Source organism: Actinoallomurus acanthiterrae, assembly GCF_054775715.1.
In genome coordinates, this window is sequence record NZ_BAAHCO010000001.1 from 11,259,558 (window position 1) to 11,276,485 (window position 16,928).

General features: G+C 71.9%; 15 protein-coding genes and 2 pseudogenes. 9 read left to right on the forward strand and 8 right to left on the reverse strand.

The features are described from left to right. Positions 1 to 246 precede the first annotated feature (246 nt). Positions 247 to 2,482, reverse strand: a pseudogene (locus ACYVF7_RS53150) (SpoIIE family protein phosphatase). 103 nt (positions 2,483 to 2,585) lie between these two features. Further along, complete coding sequence (locus tag ACYVF7_RS53155; RefSeq protein ID WP_460355082.1) at positions 2,586 to 3,287, reverse strand: metal-dependent transcriptional regulator; 702 nt, start codon at positions 3,285 to 3,287, stop codon at positions 2,586 to 2,588. A 161-nt stretch (positions 3,288 to 3,448) separates the two neighbouring features. Here ACYVF7_RS53155 and ACYVF7_RS53160 point away from each other — a divergent pair. Then, a pseudogene (locus tag ACYVF7_RS53160) lies at positions 3,449 to 4,095 on the forward strand (UdgX family uracil-DNA binding protein). A 350-nt stretch (positions 4,096 to 4,445) separates the two neighbouring features. On the opposite strand, the gene ACYVF7_RS53165 reads toward ACYVF7_RS53160, so the two are convergent. The 3 genes from ACYVF7_RS53165 to pdxH all read right to left on the reverse strand — a co-directional run bounded on the left by ACYVF7_RS53165 (position 4,446) and on the right by pdxH (position 7,963). Next, a complete protein-coding gene (locus ACYVF7_RS53165; RefSeq protein WP_460355085.1) occupies positions 4,446 to 5,855 on the reverse strand; it encodes an FG-GAP-like repeat-containing protein in 1,410 nt (469 codons plus the stop codon). Between the two features lie 129 nt (positions 5,856 to 5,984). Further along, a complete protein-coding gene (locus ACYVF7_RS53170) occupies positions 5,985 to 7,310 on the reverse strand; it encodes an MFS transporter (protein ID WP_460355086.1) in 1,326 nt (441 codons plus the stop codon). After that, the gene (gene pdxH / locus ACYVF7_RS53175; protein WP_460355088.1) at positions 7,307 to 7,963 is read right to left on the reverse strand and encodes a pyridoxamine 5'-phosphate oxidase; all 657 of its coding nucleotides are present in this window, start codon (positions 7,961 to 7,963) and stop codon (positions 7,307 to 7,309) included. Before pdxH ends, ACYVF7_RS53170 begins: the two co-directional genes overlap by 4 nt. A gap of 175 nt (positions 7,964 to 8,138) precedes the next feature. On the opposite strand from pdxH, the gene ACYVF7_RS53180 reads away from it, so the two are divergent. The 4 genes from ACYVF7_RS53180 (at position 8,139) to ACYVF7_RS53195 (ending at position 11,500) form a co-directional block, all read left to right on the forward strand. Further along, positions 8,139 to 9,245, forward strand: a complete 1,107-nt coding sequence (locus tag ACYVF7_RS53180; protein WP_460355090.1) for a citrate synthase 2 — start codon at positions 8,139 to 8,141, stop codon at positions 9,243 to 9,245. Positions 9,246 to 9,318: 73 nt separating this feature from the next. Continuing rightward, positions 9,319 to 9,603: a hypothetical protein gene (locus ACYVF7_RS53185; RefSeq protein WP_460355092.1), complete on the forward strand. Its 285-nt coding sequence runs from the start codon at positions 9,319 to 9,321 to the stop codon at positions 9,601 to 9,603. Positions 9,604 to 9,673: 70 nt separating this feature from the next. Beyond that, positions 9,674 to 10,780, forward strand: coding sequence for a phosphoserine transaminase (serC, locus tag ACYVF7_RS53190; RefSeq protein WP_460355093.1), 1,107 nt, complete (start codon positions 9,674 to 9,676; stop codon positions 10,778 to 10,780). Between the two features lie 27 nt (positions 10,781 to 10,807). Beyond that, positions 10,808 to 11,500 (forward strand): hypothetical protein, encoded by a 693-nt coding sequence (locus ACYVF7_RS53195; RefSeq protein ID WP_460355096.1) that lies wholly within the window; start codon positions 10,808 to 10,810, stop codon positions 11,498 to 11,500. Here the strand turns inward: ACYVF7_RS53195 and ACYVF7_RS53200 are convergent. Next, positions 11,457 to 12,065, reverse strand: coding sequence for a TetR/AcrR family transcriptional regulator C-terminal ligand-binding domain-containing protein (locus ACYVF7_RS53200; RefSeq protein ID WP_460355097.1), 609 nt, complete (start codon positions 12,063 to 12,065; stop codon positions 11,457 to 11,459). The two genes, ACYVF7_RS53195 and ACYVF7_RS53200, sit on opposite strands and share 44 nt — an antisense overlap. 89 nt (positions 12,066 to 12,154) lie before the next feature. On the opposite strand from ACYVF7_RS53200, the gene ACYVF7_RS53205 reads away from it, so the two are divergent. Further along, entirely contained in the window at positions 12,155 to 13,747 is a 1,593-nt protein-coding gene (locus tag ACYVF7_RS53205) for an FAD-dependent monooxygenase (RefSeq protein WP_460355099.1), read from the forward strand. Positions 13,748 to 13,806: 59 nt separating this feature from the next. After that, positions 13,807 to 13,956: a hypothetical protein gene (locus tag ACYVF7_RS53210; protein ID WP_460355101.1), complete on the forward strand. Its 150-nt coding sequence runs from the start codon at positions 13,807 to 13,809 to the stop codon at positions 13,954 to 13,956. Positions 13,957 to 14,043: 87 nt separating this feature from the next. Here ACYVF7_RS53210 and ACYVF7_RS53215 read toward each other — a convergent pair whose 3' ends face one another. Both ACYVF7_RS53215 and ACYVF7_RS53220 read right to left on the reverse strand, forming a co-directional pair. Then, entirely contained in the window at positions 14,044 to 14,634 is a 591-nt protein-coding gene (locus ACYVF7_RS53215) for a TetR/AcrR family transcriptional regulator (protein ID WP_460355103.1), read from the reverse strand. Between the two features lie 345 nt (positions 14,635 to 14,979). Continuing rightward, entirely contained in the window at positions 14,980 to 15,216 is a 237-nt protein-coding gene (locus ACYVF7_RS53220) for a hypothetical protein (protein WP_460355105.1), read from the reverse strand. 795 nt (positions 15,217 to 16,011) lie between these two features. Between ACYVF7_RS53220 and ACYVF7_RS53225 the strand changes: the two genes are divergently transcribed. Next, on the forward strand, positions 16,012 to 16,398 hold the full coding sequence (locus tag ACYVF7_RS53225) for a hypothetical protein (protein ID WP_460355107.1): 387 nt from the start codon (positions 16,012 to 16,014) through the stop codon (positions 16,396 to 16,398). Further along, on the forward strand, positions 16,395 to 16,877 hold the full coding sequence (locus ACYVF7_RS53230; RefSeq protein WP_460355110.1) for a GntR family transcriptional regulator: 483 nt from the start codon (positions 16,395 to 16,397) through the stop codon (positions 16,875 to 16,877). Before ACYVF7_RS53225 ends, ACYVF7_RS53230 begins: the two co-directional genes overlap by 4 nt. Positions 16,878 to 16,928 lie beyond the last annotated feature (51 nt).

A 16,928-nucleotide genomic window follows, 5' to 3' on the forward strand; every position in this document is an offset into this window, starting at 1 on the left:
CCGCGCCGGCGCGGGACACGGTGGACGTGGTTGAAGTGATGCGGCCCAAGACGCGACCGAAGTGACGCGGCCCAAGTGACGCGGTCGGAGTGACGCGACCGAAGTGACGCGACCGAAGTGACGTGGGCGGAGTGACGCGACCGAAGTGACGTGGGCGGAGTGACGTGGGCGGAGTGACGTGGGCGTCCGGACGCGACGGCGTGCCACGGCGCCCCGGTGGTGCGGGGTGCCGACCCGTGGGCCGGGTCAGGACCTGAGGGGGATCTCGAACCACACTGCCTTGCCGTCGCTCGTGGGGCGGGAGCCCCACCGGGCGGCGAGCTGGTCGACGAGGTAGAGGCCACGGCCGCCTTCGTCGGTCTCCCCGGCGCTCCTGATGCGGGGCAGGCGCATGTCCTTGTCCAGCACCTCGACCCAGACGGCCTTCCCGCCTCGCCGCAGCCGGAGCGTGAACTCCTTGGTGGCGGGCTCGCGGCGGGTCAGGTCGGGCAGCTCCCACGGGTCGTCGAAGCCGCCCGGGCCGTCGAGGCCCAGCGCGCCCTCCAGCACGAACTCGCGGCGTGGGGCCGGGGAGTTGGCCGCGTGCAGCACGACGTTGGTGACCACCTCGGAGACCAGCAGGCAGGCCATGTCGGACTGTTCGTCCAGCATGCCCCAGTCGGCGAACGTCTCGGCGGCCAGCCGACGCGCCTCCGACACCATGATCGGCTCGGCGGGGAAGGTGCGCTCCTCGACCTGCAGCCGGGTCGGCGCGGTGCGGACCACGACGATGGCCACGTCGTCGTCGATCTCGCCGGGGACGGCCTCGAACGCCGCGTTGGCGATCGACTCGACGTCGCCGCGGGCCGCCTTGCGGACCGCTTCGTACAACTGCTCGCGCGCCTGCTCCCGGCTGTGGTGGTCGCCGTCCTCCTTGGGCAGGCGTTCGATCAGCCCGTCGGTGTAGAGGACCAGCGTGCTGCCGGGCGGCAGCTCGCGGGTCTCCTCCTCGAACCGGATGTCGCCGCCCACGCCCGGCTGGCGGACGCCGAGCATGGCGCCCCTGCCGCTGGCCTCAAGCTCTCCGACCTCGCCGTCGAGGACGAGCAGCGGCGGCTGGTGGCCCGCGTTGGCGAAGGAAAGGTGGCGGGACCAGGCGTCGTACACGAAGTAGGTGACGGAGACGAGTGGCGTCTCCTGGCCGCCGGGGGTGGCGCCGTTGGCGTACCGGACGGGGGTGCTCATCGTGCGCACCCACTCGTCCAGCTTGAGAAGGATGTCGGCCGGCGGCTTGTCGTCCTGCGCGAACGCGCGCAGCGCCGCCCGCAACTGCCCCATGACGGCGGCGGCGCGGGCGCCCCGGCCCTCGACGTCGCCGATGACCAGGCCGACCCGGCCCGCCGACAGCGGGATCACGTCGTACCAGTCGCCGCCGACCTGCGTCTGGATGCCCTGGCCGTGGGACTCCAGCGGCCGGGCCGGTTCGTACCGCCAGGCGATCTCCAGCCCGTCGAGGGGCGGCGGCCGGTCCCCGGGCAGGAGCTGCTTCTGGAACGCCAGGGCGGTCTCGCGCTCCTCCTCGAACAGCATGGCGTTGTCGATCGCCAGCGCCACCCGGCTCGCGATGGCGCCGATGAGGTCGCGGTCGAATCCGTCGTAGTGCGGGTCGGGCCGTACGGTGAGGCCGGACAGGGCCAGGCTCATCACACCGAGCAGCTCCCCGCGCGCCAGCAGGGGCGCCGCGATGATCGAGGTCACGCCGACCTCCTCGCCGAGCCGCCTGCTCGCCGGGGTCGGCGCCTTCATCCGGTCGGCGACGACGTCGTCGACCAGCACCGCGTCGCGGCGCGTCATCGCCTTCGCGCAGAAGTGACCGGGTGGGTACTCGACCGTGTCGCCGATCTCCCGCCAGGTGCCCGGCGGCGGGGTCCAGGCGCCGGCGTGCCCGGCCTACCCGCCGGACGAGCTGGTCGCCGCTGAACAGGTCGATGAAGCAGTGATCGGCGAACTGGGGGACGAGCGTGTCGGCGACCCGGCGCAGGGTCTGCTGCAGCTCCAGCGAGCCGGCCAGCCGCTCGCCGATCCGCTCGAGCAGGCCGTAGCGGTCCTGGTCGCGCTGGTTGCTGCGCAGCGCCTCCCGGCCGAAGATGACCAGGCCCTCGACGCTGCCGGAGGGGTGACGCAGGGGCACGGCGTACGCCCGGGTGTAGACGGTGCTGCCGTCGGCCCGGACGTTGCAGAAGGTCCCCTCCCACACCGCGCCGCGCAGGACGCGCCGGCCCAGCTCCTTGGCCTGCTCATGGTCCTCCTCGGCGACGCCGAGGGACAGCCACGACCGGCCGATGTACTCCGGGCCACCGAACCCGAGGAGGGTCTCGGTGAAGGGGTTGGTATAGATGACGTTGCCGTACCGGTCGCAGACGATGACCGCCATCTCCATGGCGTCCAGCACGGTCTTCGGCGGCAGTAGCGCGTCGACGTGCGAATCACGTCGGCGCGTCATGGGCCTGTCACCTTGCGATCACTCACTCGGCCCCCCGGACAATCGTCCCCCCGTACATATTGAACGACGAACGCCGCGCCGGGATACGCCGAACGGCGGCAACTCAGCGCTTCGACACGAAGACGTGAGACGCCACGCGGTGCGGAATCTCGGCGGACGGACTGTCGGCTTCGTCGTCACGCGTCACTCGGATTCCGTCGTCGCCGGCCGCAAGCGTCACCTCTCGTCCCGGTTGAATCCCGATCTGCTTGAGTTGGACCATCAGCGCGCGATCGCCCTGGACCTGCTCGCTGATCCGCTGCACGACCACGGGGACCCCGCTCTCGGTCGCGACATCGGTCATCAGCGCCAGCGGCTCCGCCTCCGGCGCCTCGGCGGTGGCGCCGAGCTCGGCCAATCCGGGGATCGGGTTGCCGTGCGGGCACGTCGACGGGCCGCTGAGCAGCGCGACGATCCGCCGCTCGACCTCCTCCGACATCACGTGCTCCCAGCGGCAGGCCTCGACGTGGACGTCCTCCCACGGCAGGCCGATGACGTTGACGAGCAGGCATTCGGCGAGCCGGTGCTTGCGCATGACCCGCACGGCCAGGGACCGGCCGGTGTCGGTGAGCTCCAGGTGACGGTCGCCCTCGACCCGGACCAGGCCGTCGCGCTCCATCCGCGCGACCGTCTGGCTGACCGTGGGACCGCTCTGCGACAACCGCTCGGCGATGCGCGCGCGAAGGGGGACGATGCCCTCTTCTTCGAGCTCGAAGATCGTACGGAGATACATCTCCGTGGTGTCGATCAAGCCGTGTGCGGTCAAGGCTTCCTCCAGTCTCGCCCCATGCTACGGCGGATCAGCGACGGTTGGGGAACCGAAAAGGGCAGGGGGCGATCCTCATGTCCTCATTCTTTGAACGTCCCGTGGGGACCTGCTCTTCCCGGCCGCTTCGGGCGGCCCGCCCTGGGTAGATTGAGCGCGCGATGACACGTTTCGAAGGTGCCGAACACTACGTCCCGGCCGGGGCGGATCTCGACGGGCTGCGCCGCTCCGTGCAGGACTGCCACGGCTGCGACCTGTACGAGCACGCCACCCAGGCCGTGCTCGGATCAGGCGGCCCGGCCGCACGGGTGGTGCTGGTCGGAGAGCAGCCCGGAGACCAGGAGGACCGCCAGGGCGCGCCGTTCGTGGGCCCGGCGGGCGGCTACTGGACAAGGCCCTCGCCGAGGCGGGGATCGAGCGGGGCGACGCCTACGTCACCAACTCCGTCAAGCACTTCCGGTTCAGCCAGTCGGGGCCGGGCAAGCGCCGCATCCACCAGACGCCGGATGTGGCGCACATCTCGGCGTGCAAGCCCTGGCTCACCGCCGAGCTGCGGATCATCGACCCCGAGGTGATCGTGGTGCTCGGCGCGACGGCGGGCAAGGCGCTCCTCGGCCCGTCCTTCCGCGTGACGAAGCAGCGCGGCCAGCTGATCCCGCGTCCGCCGCTGGACGACGAGTCGGCCACGCAGAACGGCTTCTACGTCGCGACCATCCACCCGTCGGCCGTGCTGCGCGCCGACGACCGCGACGCGGCGTACGCCGGCCTGGTCTCGGACCTGAAGGTCGCCGCCGACGTCCTGCACTAGAGCCAGTCCTCGCCCTTGGCGCCGGTCCCTGCACCACGGCCCGGCACTGCGCCAAGGCCGGGAACCCCGCCAAGGCCGGGAACCCCGCCACGGCCGGGCACTGCGCCAGGGCCGGGCACTGCATCGGGACCGGGCCTGCACCAACGCCGAGCCCCGCACCAACGTCGGGTGCCGCACCGACGTCGCGCTGCACGAGCGCCTGCCCTTGCAGCAGTGCCGGGTCCAGCACCGGCGTCGAGCCCCGCATCGAGGCCGAGCCCCGCCCAGGCCAGGCGCCGTACCAGGCCAAGCCCTGCGCTCGGGGCCGGGCCCTGCCCTGTATCGGCCTCGGGCGCTGCTCCCCCGGGCGGTCAGCCCGCGACGGAAGCGCCGAAGGCGGCCTTGGCGGCGGACACGCCGGTGGACTTGCCGCCGAAGACGGTCATGCCGGCGATGCCCTGGCCCGGGTAGATCGAGACGCCGCCGTCGCCGCCGTTCTCGCCGGGGGTGCCGACGGCCAGGTCGAGCCTCGTGTCGCCGTCGAGATCGGCGAGGGAGAGCGCGCCGCCGTACCGGTCGCCGGTCTCCGCGACGCCCGGCACGCCCTCCGTGTTCTGGCTGAACGCCGACGACCCGGAGCCCAGCTTCCAGTGCGCGTTCCCGCGCAGGACCGTGACGGCCCCGGCGTTCCGGCGCTTGCCGATGTCCTCGCCCGGAGCGCCGACCACCACCTCGGCACGCCCGTCGCCGTCGACGTCGCGCGCGGCGACCGCGGCGCCGAACTCGTCGCCCTTCTCCCCGGTACCGGGCACGCCGCTGGAGTCCTGCGAGAACGCCCGCGGGTGCCGGAGGTCGCCGCCGGGATAGATCTTCACGAGCCCGCCGTGGGATCCCGCGGGGTCGCCCGCGACGACGTCCCCGCGGCGATCGCCGTTGACGTCGGCGATCGCCAGGCCGCCGGTGGACCCGACGCTCGCCGTGCCGGACACCGCCCGCAGCCCGGTCTTCGATCCGTGGAGGAGACGCAGGCGGCCGTCGGCGTTCCACGCCGCGTCGGCGTACCCGTCGCCGTTCACGTCACCGGCGGCCAGCGCGACGTGCGCCGCGGTCCTGCCCTTGATCGTGGCCACGACCTTCGCGTCGCCGGTGGCGAACCCGATCACCAGGAGGGCGGACTTCGTCGCCGCGAGGAGGTCGGGGTGCCCGTCGTGATCGACGTCGCCGACCGCGAGGGCCCGCCCCGCCCCATCTCCGGGGGTCAGGACCGCGTGCCGGGTCAGCCCCGAGCGGCTCCCGGTGAAGATCTCGATCGTGCCGTGTCCGGGTGCGCCCACTGCCAGGTCGGCATGCCCGTCACCGTCGAAGTCCGCGGTCGCGACTGCCGTGCCGAACGCGCCTCCCGACCGGAGCGGGGCGAGGACCTGATGGCGCTTGACGTTCACACCACCGCGCGAGCCGTACACGACGGCCACCCTGCCGCCGGACGCGCGCGGCGCCCCGATCGCCAGATCGCCGTACCCGTCACCGTCGACATCGGCGACCCCGGGCGTACGGACGGCGGCCTCCGCCGTACGGGCCGCGGCCCACGACGTACGAGCCCTGGCCTCCGACGCCCGGGTCGCGACCCACCGCGTACGCGCAGCGGCCTCCCGGGTCACGGTCCCCGGCGTACGGCCGATGGCCGACGGTGTGCGGAGGGCGGCGTGGGCGGGGGTCACACTCAGGGTCGCGGGCAGGCTGATCAGGGCGAGCGTCATCGCCGCTCGCAGGCGTCGCTGCATGAAATCTCCGGGCGGGTACGGATGATCATGTGGGCGCTGCGAACGGTAGTGCGCCGGTCGCTCCGGGGCAATGCTCTGCCCCGGCGAGTTCCCGCGAGACCCAGCCGCCCCGCCGCTCCCGAGGCCGGGTTAGCGGTCCGCGGTGTAGCGGCGGAAGGACGGCACGGCCAGGCCGACGAGGACGACGAGGACCGCGCAGGCGAGTCCGCCGCCGACCCAGGACGCGGTCGCGCCGACCGCCGCGCCGAGCGCTCCGGCGCGGAGGTCTCCCAGCCGGGGGCCGCCCGCGACGACGACCGTGAACACCCCCTGCAGGCGTCCCCGCATCTCGTCCGGGGCGTACGTCTGCAGGATCGTCTGCCGGAACACCGCCGACACGAGGTCGGCCGCGCCGCCGAGGGCGAGGAACAGGACGGCGAGCCACAGTGAGTGCGCGAGTCCCGACGCCGACACGGCCAGGCCCCACACCACGATGACGGCGATCAGCGCGATGCCCTGGCGGCGGATCCGGCCGATCCAGCCGGACAGCAGGCCGCCGATGACGGCGCCGACGGCGATCGCCGCGATGAGCCAGCCCACGGCCTCCTCGCCGCCGAAGCGGGTCTCGGCGACCTCCGGGAACAGTGCCCTGGGCATGGCGACGCCCATCGCGATGATGTCGACGACGAACGACATCATCAGGACCGGCCGGGTGGCGAGGAAGCGCAGGCCCTCGATGACCGAGCGCAGCCCGGGTCGCCCCGTCTCCTCGCCGAGCGGCGGCATCGACGGCAGGCGGACGGTGGCGTACAGCCCGACCGTGAACAGCGCGGCGTCGATCCCGTACGCCATCGCGTAGCCGCCGTGCCCGATCACGACGCCGGCCAGCACGGGGCCGGCGAAGGTGGCGATCTGCGAGGCGGTGAAGTTCAGGGTGTTGGCCGCGGGGACCAGTTCGACCGACAGCAGGCGCGGGATGACCGCGCCCCGGGTCGGCGAGGAGATGGCGACCCCGACCGCCTGCACCACGACCAGCCCGATGATCAGTGGAACGCTCCCAACGTGGAGCAGCGCCTGGACCAGCAGGCCGAGGGTGGACGCCCACGTGATCAGGGACGCGATGATGAGCAGCCGCCGGCGGTCCATGGCGTCGGCGACCGCCCCGCCCCACAGGCCGAAGACGATCAGTGGGATCAGGTTGGCCGGGCCGAGCAGCCCGACCCAGAACGAGGACTTCGTCAGGTCGTACACCTGGACGGAGATCGCCACCGAGGTGAGCGCGAACCCGGCGAACGAGACTCCCTGGCCGATCCACAGCCGCCGGTACGCCGGATGCCGTAGCGGGCGCGTGTCGATGGCGGCCCGCCGCGCGAGCGCGCCGAGGCGCGTCGACCGGGCGGCCCGCCGGGCCGTGGACGGCTGATCGTCGGTGGTGGAACGCAGGTCAGGCGAGGGGGTGTCGGGGTCGGGGCTCACGGGCTAAGTCTCTCGATGCCCCATTCGCCCTCTTCGCCCGGGGCTGCGCGCCGGTAGCGGAGCCGATCGTGCAGCCGGTCGGGGCGTCCCTGCCAGAACTCCACGCTCGTCGGCCTCACCCGGTAGCCGCCCCAGAAGTCCGGGAGCGGCACCTCGTCCGGCCAGCGCTCCTCCAGTTCGGCGTAACGACGCTCCAGCGCGGCGCGGTCGGTGATGACCGCGGACTGGTTGTCGCTCGTCCAGGCGCCCAGCCGCGAGCCGTACGGCCGGGTCGCGAAGTACGCCGCCGACTCCTCGCGCGGCAGGTGCTCGGCGGTGCCCTCGACGATCACCTGGCGGCGCAGCGGGTGCCACGGGAAGAGCAGGGCCACCCGGGGATCGGCGGCGATCGCCTGCGCCTTGCGGGAGCGGTGGTTCGTAAAGAACCGGAACCCGTCCGGGCCGTACCCCTTGAGGAGGACCGTCCGTACGCTGGGCCGGCCGTCGGCGTCGACGGTGCTCAGCACCATGGCGTTGGGCTCGGTCAGCCCCGCCCCGACCGCGTCGGTGAACCAGGTGCCGAACTGGGTCAGCGGATCGGGCGCGAGGTCGCGGGCGTGCAGGCCCACGCCCATGTAGGACTCTCGGAAGGCTGCGACATCATGGTGCTCCACGACAGGACATCCTCTCGCGTGAGGGCGGGGAGGACGCGACAAGGTTCCCGCGAGAGTTGCTCAAACGGAAAGAATTGCGCATCTCACACCCCCCCGGGTACGGACCAGCGCCGATGAAGCGGTTCAATTACCAATTGGCGTCTGTACATCAAGGGGACGAAAGGCAGGACAGAACATGTCCGACTTCAAACCCGGCCTCGAGGGCGTAGTGGCCTTCGAGACTGAGATCGCGGAACCGGACAAGGAGGGCGGGGCTCTCCGGTACCGGGGAGTCGACATCGAAGATCTCGTTGGCCGCGTCTCCTTCGGTGACGCGTGGGGCCTGCTGGTCGACAACAGCTTCACCCCCGGGCTGGCTCCGGCCGAGCCGCACGTGCTGCCGGTGCACTCCGGCGACGTTCGCGTCGACGTCCAGAGCGCGCTGCCGATCATCGCTCCGGCGTACGGCATGCGTCCGCTGCTGGACATCAGCGACGAGCAGGCGCGCGAGGACCTGGCCCGTACGTCGGTGACCGCCCTGTCGTTCGTGGCGCAGAGCGCCCGCGGCCTCGGCCTGCCGATGGTCCCCCAGAGCCGTGTCGGCGAAGGCACGACGATCACCGAGCGGTTCATGATCCGCTGGCGTGGTGAGCCGGACCCGCAGCACGTCAAGGCCATCGACGCGTACTGGGTCTCGGCCGCCGAGCACGGCATGAACGCCTCGACCTTCACCGCTCGCGTCATCGCCTCCACCGGCGCGGACGTGGCGGCGTCGATCTCCGGTGCGATCGGTGCGATGTCCGGCCCGCTGCACGGCGGTGCCCCGGCTCGTGTGCTGCCGATGATCGAGAAGGTCGAGCAGCTCGGTGACGCCCGCAAGGTCGTGACCGACATCCTGGACAACCACGAGCGGCTCATGGGCTTCGGCCACCGCGTCTACCGCGCCGAGGACCCGCGTGCCCGCGTGCTCCGTCGTACGGCGAAGGAGCTGAACGCCCCTCGGTTCGAGGCGGCCAAGGCCCTGGAGGACGCCGCGCTGGCCGAGCTGCGCGAGCGCCGTCCCGACCGTCCGATCGAGACGAACGTGGAGTTCTGGGCCGCAGTGATCCTCGACTTCGCCGAGGTTCCGCCGCACATGATGCCGGCCATGTTCACCTGCGCCCGTACGGCGGGATGGGCCGCGCACATCATGGAGCAGAAGCGCACCGGCCGTCTGGTCCGCCCGAGCGCCAAGTATGTCGGCCCGGCCTCCCGCTCGGTCGCCGACGTCGACGGCGCGTCCGAGGTGCTCGACAAGCACTGAGGACGTTCCGTACGGCCCGTGACGCTCAAGCCTCACGGGCCGTTCGCCTTTGGGCCGGAGGGAGGATGGGGCCATGTACACCGGCCCCCGCGACGAGGAACCCGACGAGCGTGACGTCGAGCTGCTGCGGCAGGATCGCGAGCGGCGCGAGCGCTCCCAGAGCCGCGACGCGCTCTCCTGGAAGATCGTCGGCTGGGTGATGGCCGGGGCCCTCGCGCTGCTGTCGTACGACTCCGGGGGCGCGGCGCTGGACGCCCACCGCGCGGGCCGCCCGTGGCTCTATCCGGCCACCGTGTCCGTGGGCTGCGCGCTCGGCCTGCTCGGCCTGGTGGCCTGGGTGCTCCGCCGCCGGTCTTGACAGGGGGTTGGCGTCTCAAGCTGTGGAAAGGCCGCGGCGCGGCGCCGCGCCTGAACTAGTCTTGCTGGACGTGACCGACATCGTGCTCCCCGACAGCCTCAAGCCCGCCGACGGCCGCTTCGGCTCCGGGCCGTCGAAGGTCCGTCCCGAGCAGGTGGCCGCCCTGGCAGCGTCCGGCGCCACCTACCTCGGCACCTCGCACCGGCAGCGGCCGGTCAAGTCGCTCGTCGCGCGCGTCCGCGAAGGACTCGCGCAGCTGTTCTCGCTGCCCGAGGGATACGAGGTCGTGCTGAGCAACGGCGGCACGACGGCGTTCTGGGACGCCGCGGCGTTCGGGCTCGTACGGGAGCGGTCGCAGCATCTGGTGTTCGGGGAGTTCTCCTCGAAGTTCGCGAAGGTCACAAAGAAGGCCCCGTGGCTCGCCGACCCGTCGGTGATCGAGAGTGAGCCGGGTGCCCATCCCTCCCCGGTCGCCGACGACTCCGTCGACGTTCACGCCTTCACCCAGAACGAGACCTCCACCGGCGTCGCCATGCCGATCGAGCGGCCGGCCGGGTCGGCGCTCGTGCTCGTCGACGCGACCAGCGGCGCCGCCGGTCTGCCCGTGGACGTCGCCGAGACCGACGTCTACTACTTCGCGCCGCAGAAGGGGTTCGCCTCCGACGGCGGGCTGTGGCTGGCGCTGATGTCCCCGGCCGCGCTGGCCCGGATCGAGGAGATCGCCGGTTCCGGCCGTTACATCCCCGACTTCTACGACCTGACCGTCGCGGTGACCAACTCCCGCAAGGACCAGACGTACAACACCCCCGCGGTCGCGACGCTGCTGCTCATGGCCGAGCAGATCGAGTGGTTCCTGGAGCGGGGCGGCCTGGCCTGGTCGACCGGGCGCAGCGCCGAGTCCGCGCGGAGGCTCTACACCTGGGCGGAGAAGACCTCCTACACGACGCCGTTCGTCGCCGACCCCGCCCAGCGCTCGAACGTCGTGGGCACGATCGACTTCGAGGGCGTCGACGCCGCCCAGGTGGCGAAGGTCCTGCGCGCCAACGGCATCGTCGACACCGAGCCGTACCGGAGCCTGGGCCGCAACCAGTTGCGCATCGCGATGTACCCGGCGATCGACCCGGACGACATCGAGGCGCTCACCGCCTGCGTCGACCACGTCGTCGAGCGCCTTTAGATGGGATCGCCCGGCACCGTTCCGCCCGTGACGGCGGACCGGCCCCTCTCCCCTGCCCGCCGGCTGCTCAGCTCCCTGATGTGGGCCTGCGCCGTCCCCGTGCTGTTCGTCCTCGGGGCGTGGCTCGCCCAGTATCCGCACGGCCTCATCGTCGTCGGCGTGATCGTCGCCCTCGCGACCTGGGCCGTCGCCGCCATCCTCGCCGGCGGGGTCTGGCATCGCGCCGGAGCCGCCGTCGTAGTCTCCTGCAGCGGCCTCGCCCTGACGCTCTTCGCCGGGCCCGGCCTGTACGAGCTGTACATGAAGGCTCTGGGCACGCCGGCTCACGCCACCGTCACCAAGGTCGAGGACCGGCACAACCGGCGCGGGACCGACATGTACTGCACGGTGGTCGAGCCGACCGGTGAGCGGCACACGGTCTCCGAGCAGGAGAACTGCGACGACCACTTCACGTCACCGCAGCGGGTCACGCTCCGCAAGGACCCGCTGGGCCTGCTCGACCCGCGGCTCCCGGACGGGCCCGGCCACCCGCCGCTCAGCGTCACCGTGCAGATCGCGGCGGGGCTGTTCGTGCTGACCGGCGCCACGATGTTCTACGCGGCCGGCGTAGGCGCCCCGAGCGCCGCCCGGCGAGGCCGGCCTGACGAGTCGGGTGTGGCCGCCCCGTTCTTCGCCGTCAGCCCGGTGTGGCCGCCGCACCGTCGAGGACCAGGTCGATGATCTGTCGGCTGGCCTGTTCCGGGATGAGTTGGTCGGTGTTGCCCGATGCCATGCGGGCGAGGAGAGGTGAGACGAGGAGTTCGGAGATCAGGTCGGGGTCGAGGTCCGGGCGGATCTCTCCTCGTTCCGCGCCGCGTCGCAGGACCTGGATCATCGCTTCCCGGCGGGGGGCGACGATCTCCGCGAAGTAGCGGCCGTGCAGCCGGGGGAAGCTCGCGGCCTCGGCGTTGAGGGCTCGCAGCATGCTGCTCGCCCGCTTGTCGACGACGCGCTCGGCCAGGGCCCGGAGGAGGACGGCCAGGTCGTCGCGGGTACCGGTGCCGGGCGGCGAGGGCCGTCGTTCGTTGATCGTCTCCAGCACGTCGAGGTAGAGCTCGTCCTTGGTCTTCCAGCGCCGGTAGACGCTGTTGCGTGAGACTCCGGCCTGCTTGGCGATGGCCACCAGTGACAGGCCGGTGAGAGTGGCGCCGGCGGCGACCATGTCGAGGACCGCGTCGATGATGGCCGCGTCGGTGGCAGGGTCGCGCTGCCGCCCGCCGCGACGGCCCGGGAGTTCCGCGTTCACTCCGGTAACGATACAGGGCTGTTTCGTTTGATCCCGGCTTGCGGTAATAATGGAACAGGTCTGTTCTGTTTCGTTTGTGGAGGTTCCTCATGTCCGACGCCGACCTTGCGGCCGCCACCGCTTCGCCGTCCGCACGCATTCCGGTTCTGATCGTGGGCGGCAGCGTCGTGGGGGCTTCGGCGGCGCTGTTCCTCGCCGCCCGCGGCATCGCCCCCGTCCTGGTCGAGAAGCACGCGGCGGTCTCGACCCGGCTGCGCGCCAAGCTGTTCTATCCGCGCACGATGGAGGCGTACCGCTGTGTCGGGGCCGACCAGGACGTCTATGCCGTCCAGCACCGTCTCCCGCCGGCCGACCACGCCGCGGTGGTCGCCTCGCTCGCCGGCCCGGAGCTGCGGCGCTGGCGGCTGCCGGCCGCGGAGGACTTCAGCGGCGTCTCGCCGTGCCCCAGCGCCTTCGTCAAACAGGCCGACCTGGAGGAGGTCGTCCGCACGCACGCCCGCGCCGCCGGCGCCGACCTGCGTTTCGGCCACCGCCTTCTCGAACTGCGCCGGCACGACGACCACGTCGTGGCCCTGATACGCCATGCCGACGGCGGCACGTACACCGTGGCGGCCGACTATCTGCTGGCCGCGGACGGGAACGGCAGCGCCGTCCGCGAGAGCCTGGGCATCGGCCGCAGCGGCACCGAGGTGCTCGCGCACGTCATGGAGATCGGCTTCGAAGCCGACCTGCGCCAGGTGCTCGAGGGTCGCCGGCTCGCCCTGGCCTTCACCGGCCCGCCCGAGCGGGCGTTCCTGTCGTGGAACACCGCACAGGACCGCGGGACGGTGTCGGTGACCTACGATCCCGCGCTCACCGATCCGGCGACGTTCGATGCCGAGCGGTGCCGTGGGATCGTCTCACGCGCGCTCGGGCTGCCGGCATCGCGTTTCACGCTCACCGGGAGCCGCCCCTGGCAGATGGGCGGCTGGGTGGCCGACTCCTACCGTGCCGGCCGGGTCTTCCTGCTCGGCGACGCGGTGCACGTCACCCCGCCGACCGGCGGTTTCGGCGCCAACGCCGGCATCCAGGACGCCTGGAACCTCACCGCCAAACTGGTCTCGGTCCTTCGCGGCCACGCGGACCCGCGGCTGCTGGACGACTACGAGCCCGAGCGCCGCGCGGTGGGCCGGATCACGGTGGAGCAGGCGCTGCTGCGCGCCCGCGACCGCGCCCAGGTCCCGATCGAGGACCATCCGCCGCTCAGTGAGGCGGCGGTGGCCATCGGCTACCGCTACCCCATGGCCGGTGACGACCCGGCCGATCTACCGGCGGCCGAAGAGCCGGACCGCTGGCGTGGCGAGCCCGGCACCCGGCTGCCGCACCTGCCCCTCAACAGCCCCGGCTCCACGCTCGACCTGGTCCGCGACGGCCGCTACCTGCTTCTCGCCGGACCCGAAGGACGCCCCTGGGTACAAGCCGCACACCAGTTGGATCCGCACGGCGCCTTCCTCGACGCGATACTCCTGCCCCGCCAGATCGCCTCGGCGACGACACGGCCCGCGGACGCCTGCGGCATCAGCGACCACGGTGCCCTGCTGGTCCGCCCCGACCACGTGATCGCCTGGCGCACTCCCCACACCGCCCCGGACCCCCGCACCGCCCTCGCCGCCGCCACACGGCGGGCCCTGGGAGCTCACTGAGGCGTTGGGGTCGAGGCCGGCCCTTGCCGAAGGCCCCGATGGTGGCGTGGAACACTCCCATGGCCAGCACGCCGACGGCGGCGGCCGAGAAGGCGGGCACGGGGTGGGCGGTCATGTCGGCGGCGACCGCCGTCAGCGCGGCGATGACGTACATCGCCCAGCCCGCGACCAGGTTGACCAGCGGACCGCTGCCGAAAACGCAGGGGTAGCGCTCCTTGGTGATGCCCTTGACGAAGTGCGGGGTGGCGTTCGCACCGAAGACTCCGGCCATGAAGCTCAGGACCAGGCTCATGTGATCATCTCTTCTCGGGGGTGCCAGTGAGGCCTCGAACGGTCAGCTCGACGAGCTGCCGGAGCCGGGCGTGCAGGACCTCCGGCTCCTCCCGGGCCTGAGTGATCCCGGCCAGGGCGTCGAGCAGGAGCGTGGCGGCGTCGCGGGCGGACAACGCGTGACCGAGCAGGCCGAGCTCGTCGGCGCAGTCGAGGAGCACGGCCTCGACCACGTCGCGGTAGGCGTCCTCGAAGGCCCGGACGACGTCCTGGGCGATGCCCGCCGCCTCGCTGAACAACTCCGCGCGGAACTCGGCGTCGATCGTGCCCGCGAACAGGTCGAGCTTGACGACCAGCGTCCCGTACAGCCGCTCCGCGACCGGCCGCCCGACCTGTCCCGCCTCTCGCGCCGCCGCCGTGACCCGCTCGGCGATCAGCTGCCCGACCGCACGGAAGATCTCTTCCTTGTTCTTGAAGTGCTGGTACACGGCCGGCCGCGACATCCGCGCCGCTTGGGCGATGAGGTCCATCGACGTACGGCGGTAGCCGTACCTGCCGAACGCACCGAGCGCAGCGGACACGACCTGCTCCCGCTTCGCCTCCATCGAGGTGGACATGCTGACACTTTATACCTAATTTGTCAGTTCGTCATAGATCGCCACGAGGCTTGCGAGCCGCTGCTCCATAGGCCTTTCGCTCATCGGTGATACTTCCACCGGTGGAAGTATCAGCCGTGGAAGTATCACCGACCCGGCTCAGACCGAGAGATCGGTTGGCGACCTCGCCCGCATAGCGTGCTGTTCGGCGGCAGCACAGAAGCGGTGGTGCTGGTGGCCCACAGGTATCCGGTTCGCCGCACTGCGGCTCGTCGCGTACGACGCCGTCTACTGAGGCGAGACTTTTCCGCTGAGACGAAAAGGCCTGGAGAGGAGGCGTCGGGCGGGGCCGAGCACTTTCCGTGCTCACCTCGACTGCCCGACCGGCGCCCGTCTCAGCTGGAGGTATCGCTCGTGGAAGTCCCGCGCGTGCCGGTTCTCGGCGTAGCGGGCCGTCAGCGTGGCGTCCAGATCCCCGGCGCGAGAGCGCAGTGACTCGAAGACGCGCGGCGATGCGAGTGCGGTCGCGCCGGCTGCGGCGGCCGCATCCGGAGCGCCGAGGTGACACAGCGCGATCCCCAGATCGATACGTGCGATGGCCACGTGGCCCGGAGACGGGCCGTCGACGACGCCGACGCGTGAACGGCCACCGCGCGTTCCGCATGACGTCTCGCCTGCTCGTAGTCCTCAAGCCAGATGAACGCCGACGCGGGATAGGCCGTCACGGCGTACGCGGCGAGTGGGCCGGTGTCCGCACCGAAGCGGGTGGGCGGCCGGGCGGGCAGGCGGTCGTGCAGCTCTTCGGCTCCTCGGAGCAGATCCTCGCACTCGGCCCGTTGGCCGAGACGAGCGTGAGCCCGGGCGGCCTTGGCGCGCAGGCGGATGGCGATCGGGTGGCTGTCGGGGGCTCTGGCGATGCCTCTGCGGGCCGCGACGACGGCCCGGTCGGGGCGGTCGGTGTAGGTGGCGATCGAGGCGAGGGCGTCGGCGGCCCAGGCGCAGAGCTCGTCGTGGCCGGCCTGGTCGGCGTGTTCGTAGCAGTCGATCGCGTACGCCTCGGCGGTCAGCGGGTGGCCGAGGTCGTGAGCGAGCCAGGCGAGCAGTTCGGACAGCCAGGCGGCCCAGACGTACAGCTCGCGCCCCTGCTTGAGCGTAGAGCGTCGCGGCGCTTCGTGGGATCCACCTCCCTCGCCTCCGAGGGTGCGCCGCCGTCACCGCTCCCGGCCAGGCCCAAATGCGACGAAAGTCCGAACAGCTCGACCTCGGTCACGCCGAACGCCGTGGCGTACGCCGCCGTCCAGTCGCGGGGGAAGTGTTCGCCCTTCTCCCAGCCGAGGATCTGCCGGACCAGGGAGTTGACGGGCGGATACGGCCGACCGACGGCCTTGTGGAGCCGGCGTGGGTCCGGTAACCCCGGCATCCGTCGAGGCGCGTACGTCGCAGCTCACCGAACGCTTGGCGACCGCGCTGGCCGCGCGCGGTCTGCGGGCCCGCGTATCCCGTGGCGCCTGGGTGCTGGCGACCAACCCCGCCGGTGACCCGCCGGACGGCGACCACCGCGCGAAGATCCTGAGTCCCGGCCTGCGCCAGGCCGTGATGTGCGGCGCCGACGGCGACGGGCGGCTGCTGTGGTTCTGGCAGTGGTCCGGCCCCACCCGCGAATCGCCACCGGAGTACGAGCCGCTCTGCGCGGCCGACGACATCTCCCAGGCGGCCGAGAAGATCGCTCGCGTCCTGCGGGTCGCCGACGGGCCGCTTCACCCCGCAGGCCAGGAGGACCGGTGACGCGCTCGACGGACCGTTCGCGGCGCCGGGCATTGGTCGGCGCAGGCCGGAACCCCCACGCGGAAGGGGTCGCGACGAGCCTCCAGAGCACGTACGGCGGGTGGGTCATCATCTGGTCGGCCTGGCGGCAGGCGTTCACCGCCTTCTCCGCGATCACCGCCGATTCGTTGATCATCGACGAGACGTCCGTGTCCCGGCTGCTGCGGCGGATCGACGAGGTGGAACTGGCCGCGAGGACGCCCGGGCGATCGGCGGACGACGTCAACGCCCGTCGAGCCGCAGAGGTCATGCGGGACCGCATCGTCTGCGGCGACTGGCCGCCCGACCGGAAGATCCTTTCCGGCGAGGAGCTCGCCCCGATACTCCAGGTCGACGAGCGGGCCGTCCATCGGGCACTGTCGCATCTCGAACGGCTCGGGTATCTGAGGACGGTTCCCGGCAAGGGTACCTACGTCCGGCCGTCGGCTGACTGGCCCTAACTCGGTCAAGCCGACCAAGACTCGCCGGACGCGCCGATCGGAACGGATGCC

Excerpts from the sequence above, each read along its gene's own strand:
- ACYVF7_RS53165 (WP_460355085.1), bottom strand. The coding sequence starts at position 5,855 with ATGCAGCGACGCCTGCGAGCGGCGATGACGCTCGCCCTGATCAGCCTG.
- ACYVF7_RS53210 (WP_460355101.1), top strand. The coding sequence starts at position 13,807 with ATGGCCAGCACGCCGACGGCGGCGGCCGAGAAGGCGGGCACGGGGTGG.
- ACYVF7_RS53215 (WP_460355103.1), bottom strand. The coding sequence starts at position 14,634 with ATGTCCACCTCGATGGAGGCGAAGCGGGAGCAGGTCGTGTCCGCTGCG.
- ACYVF7_RS53205 (WP_460355099.1), top strand. The coding sequence starts at position 12,155 with ATGTCCGACGCCGACCTTGCGGCCGCCACCGCTTCGCCGTCCGCACGC.
- ACYVF7_RS53185 (WP_460355092.1), top strand. The coding sequence starts at position 9,319 with ATGTACACCGGCCCCCGCGACGAGGAACCCGACGAGCGTGACGTCGAG.
- ACYVF7_RS53180 (WP_460355090.1), top strand. The coding sequence starts at position 8,139 with ATGTCCGACTTCAAACCCGGCCTCGAGGGCGTAGTGGCCTTCGAGACT.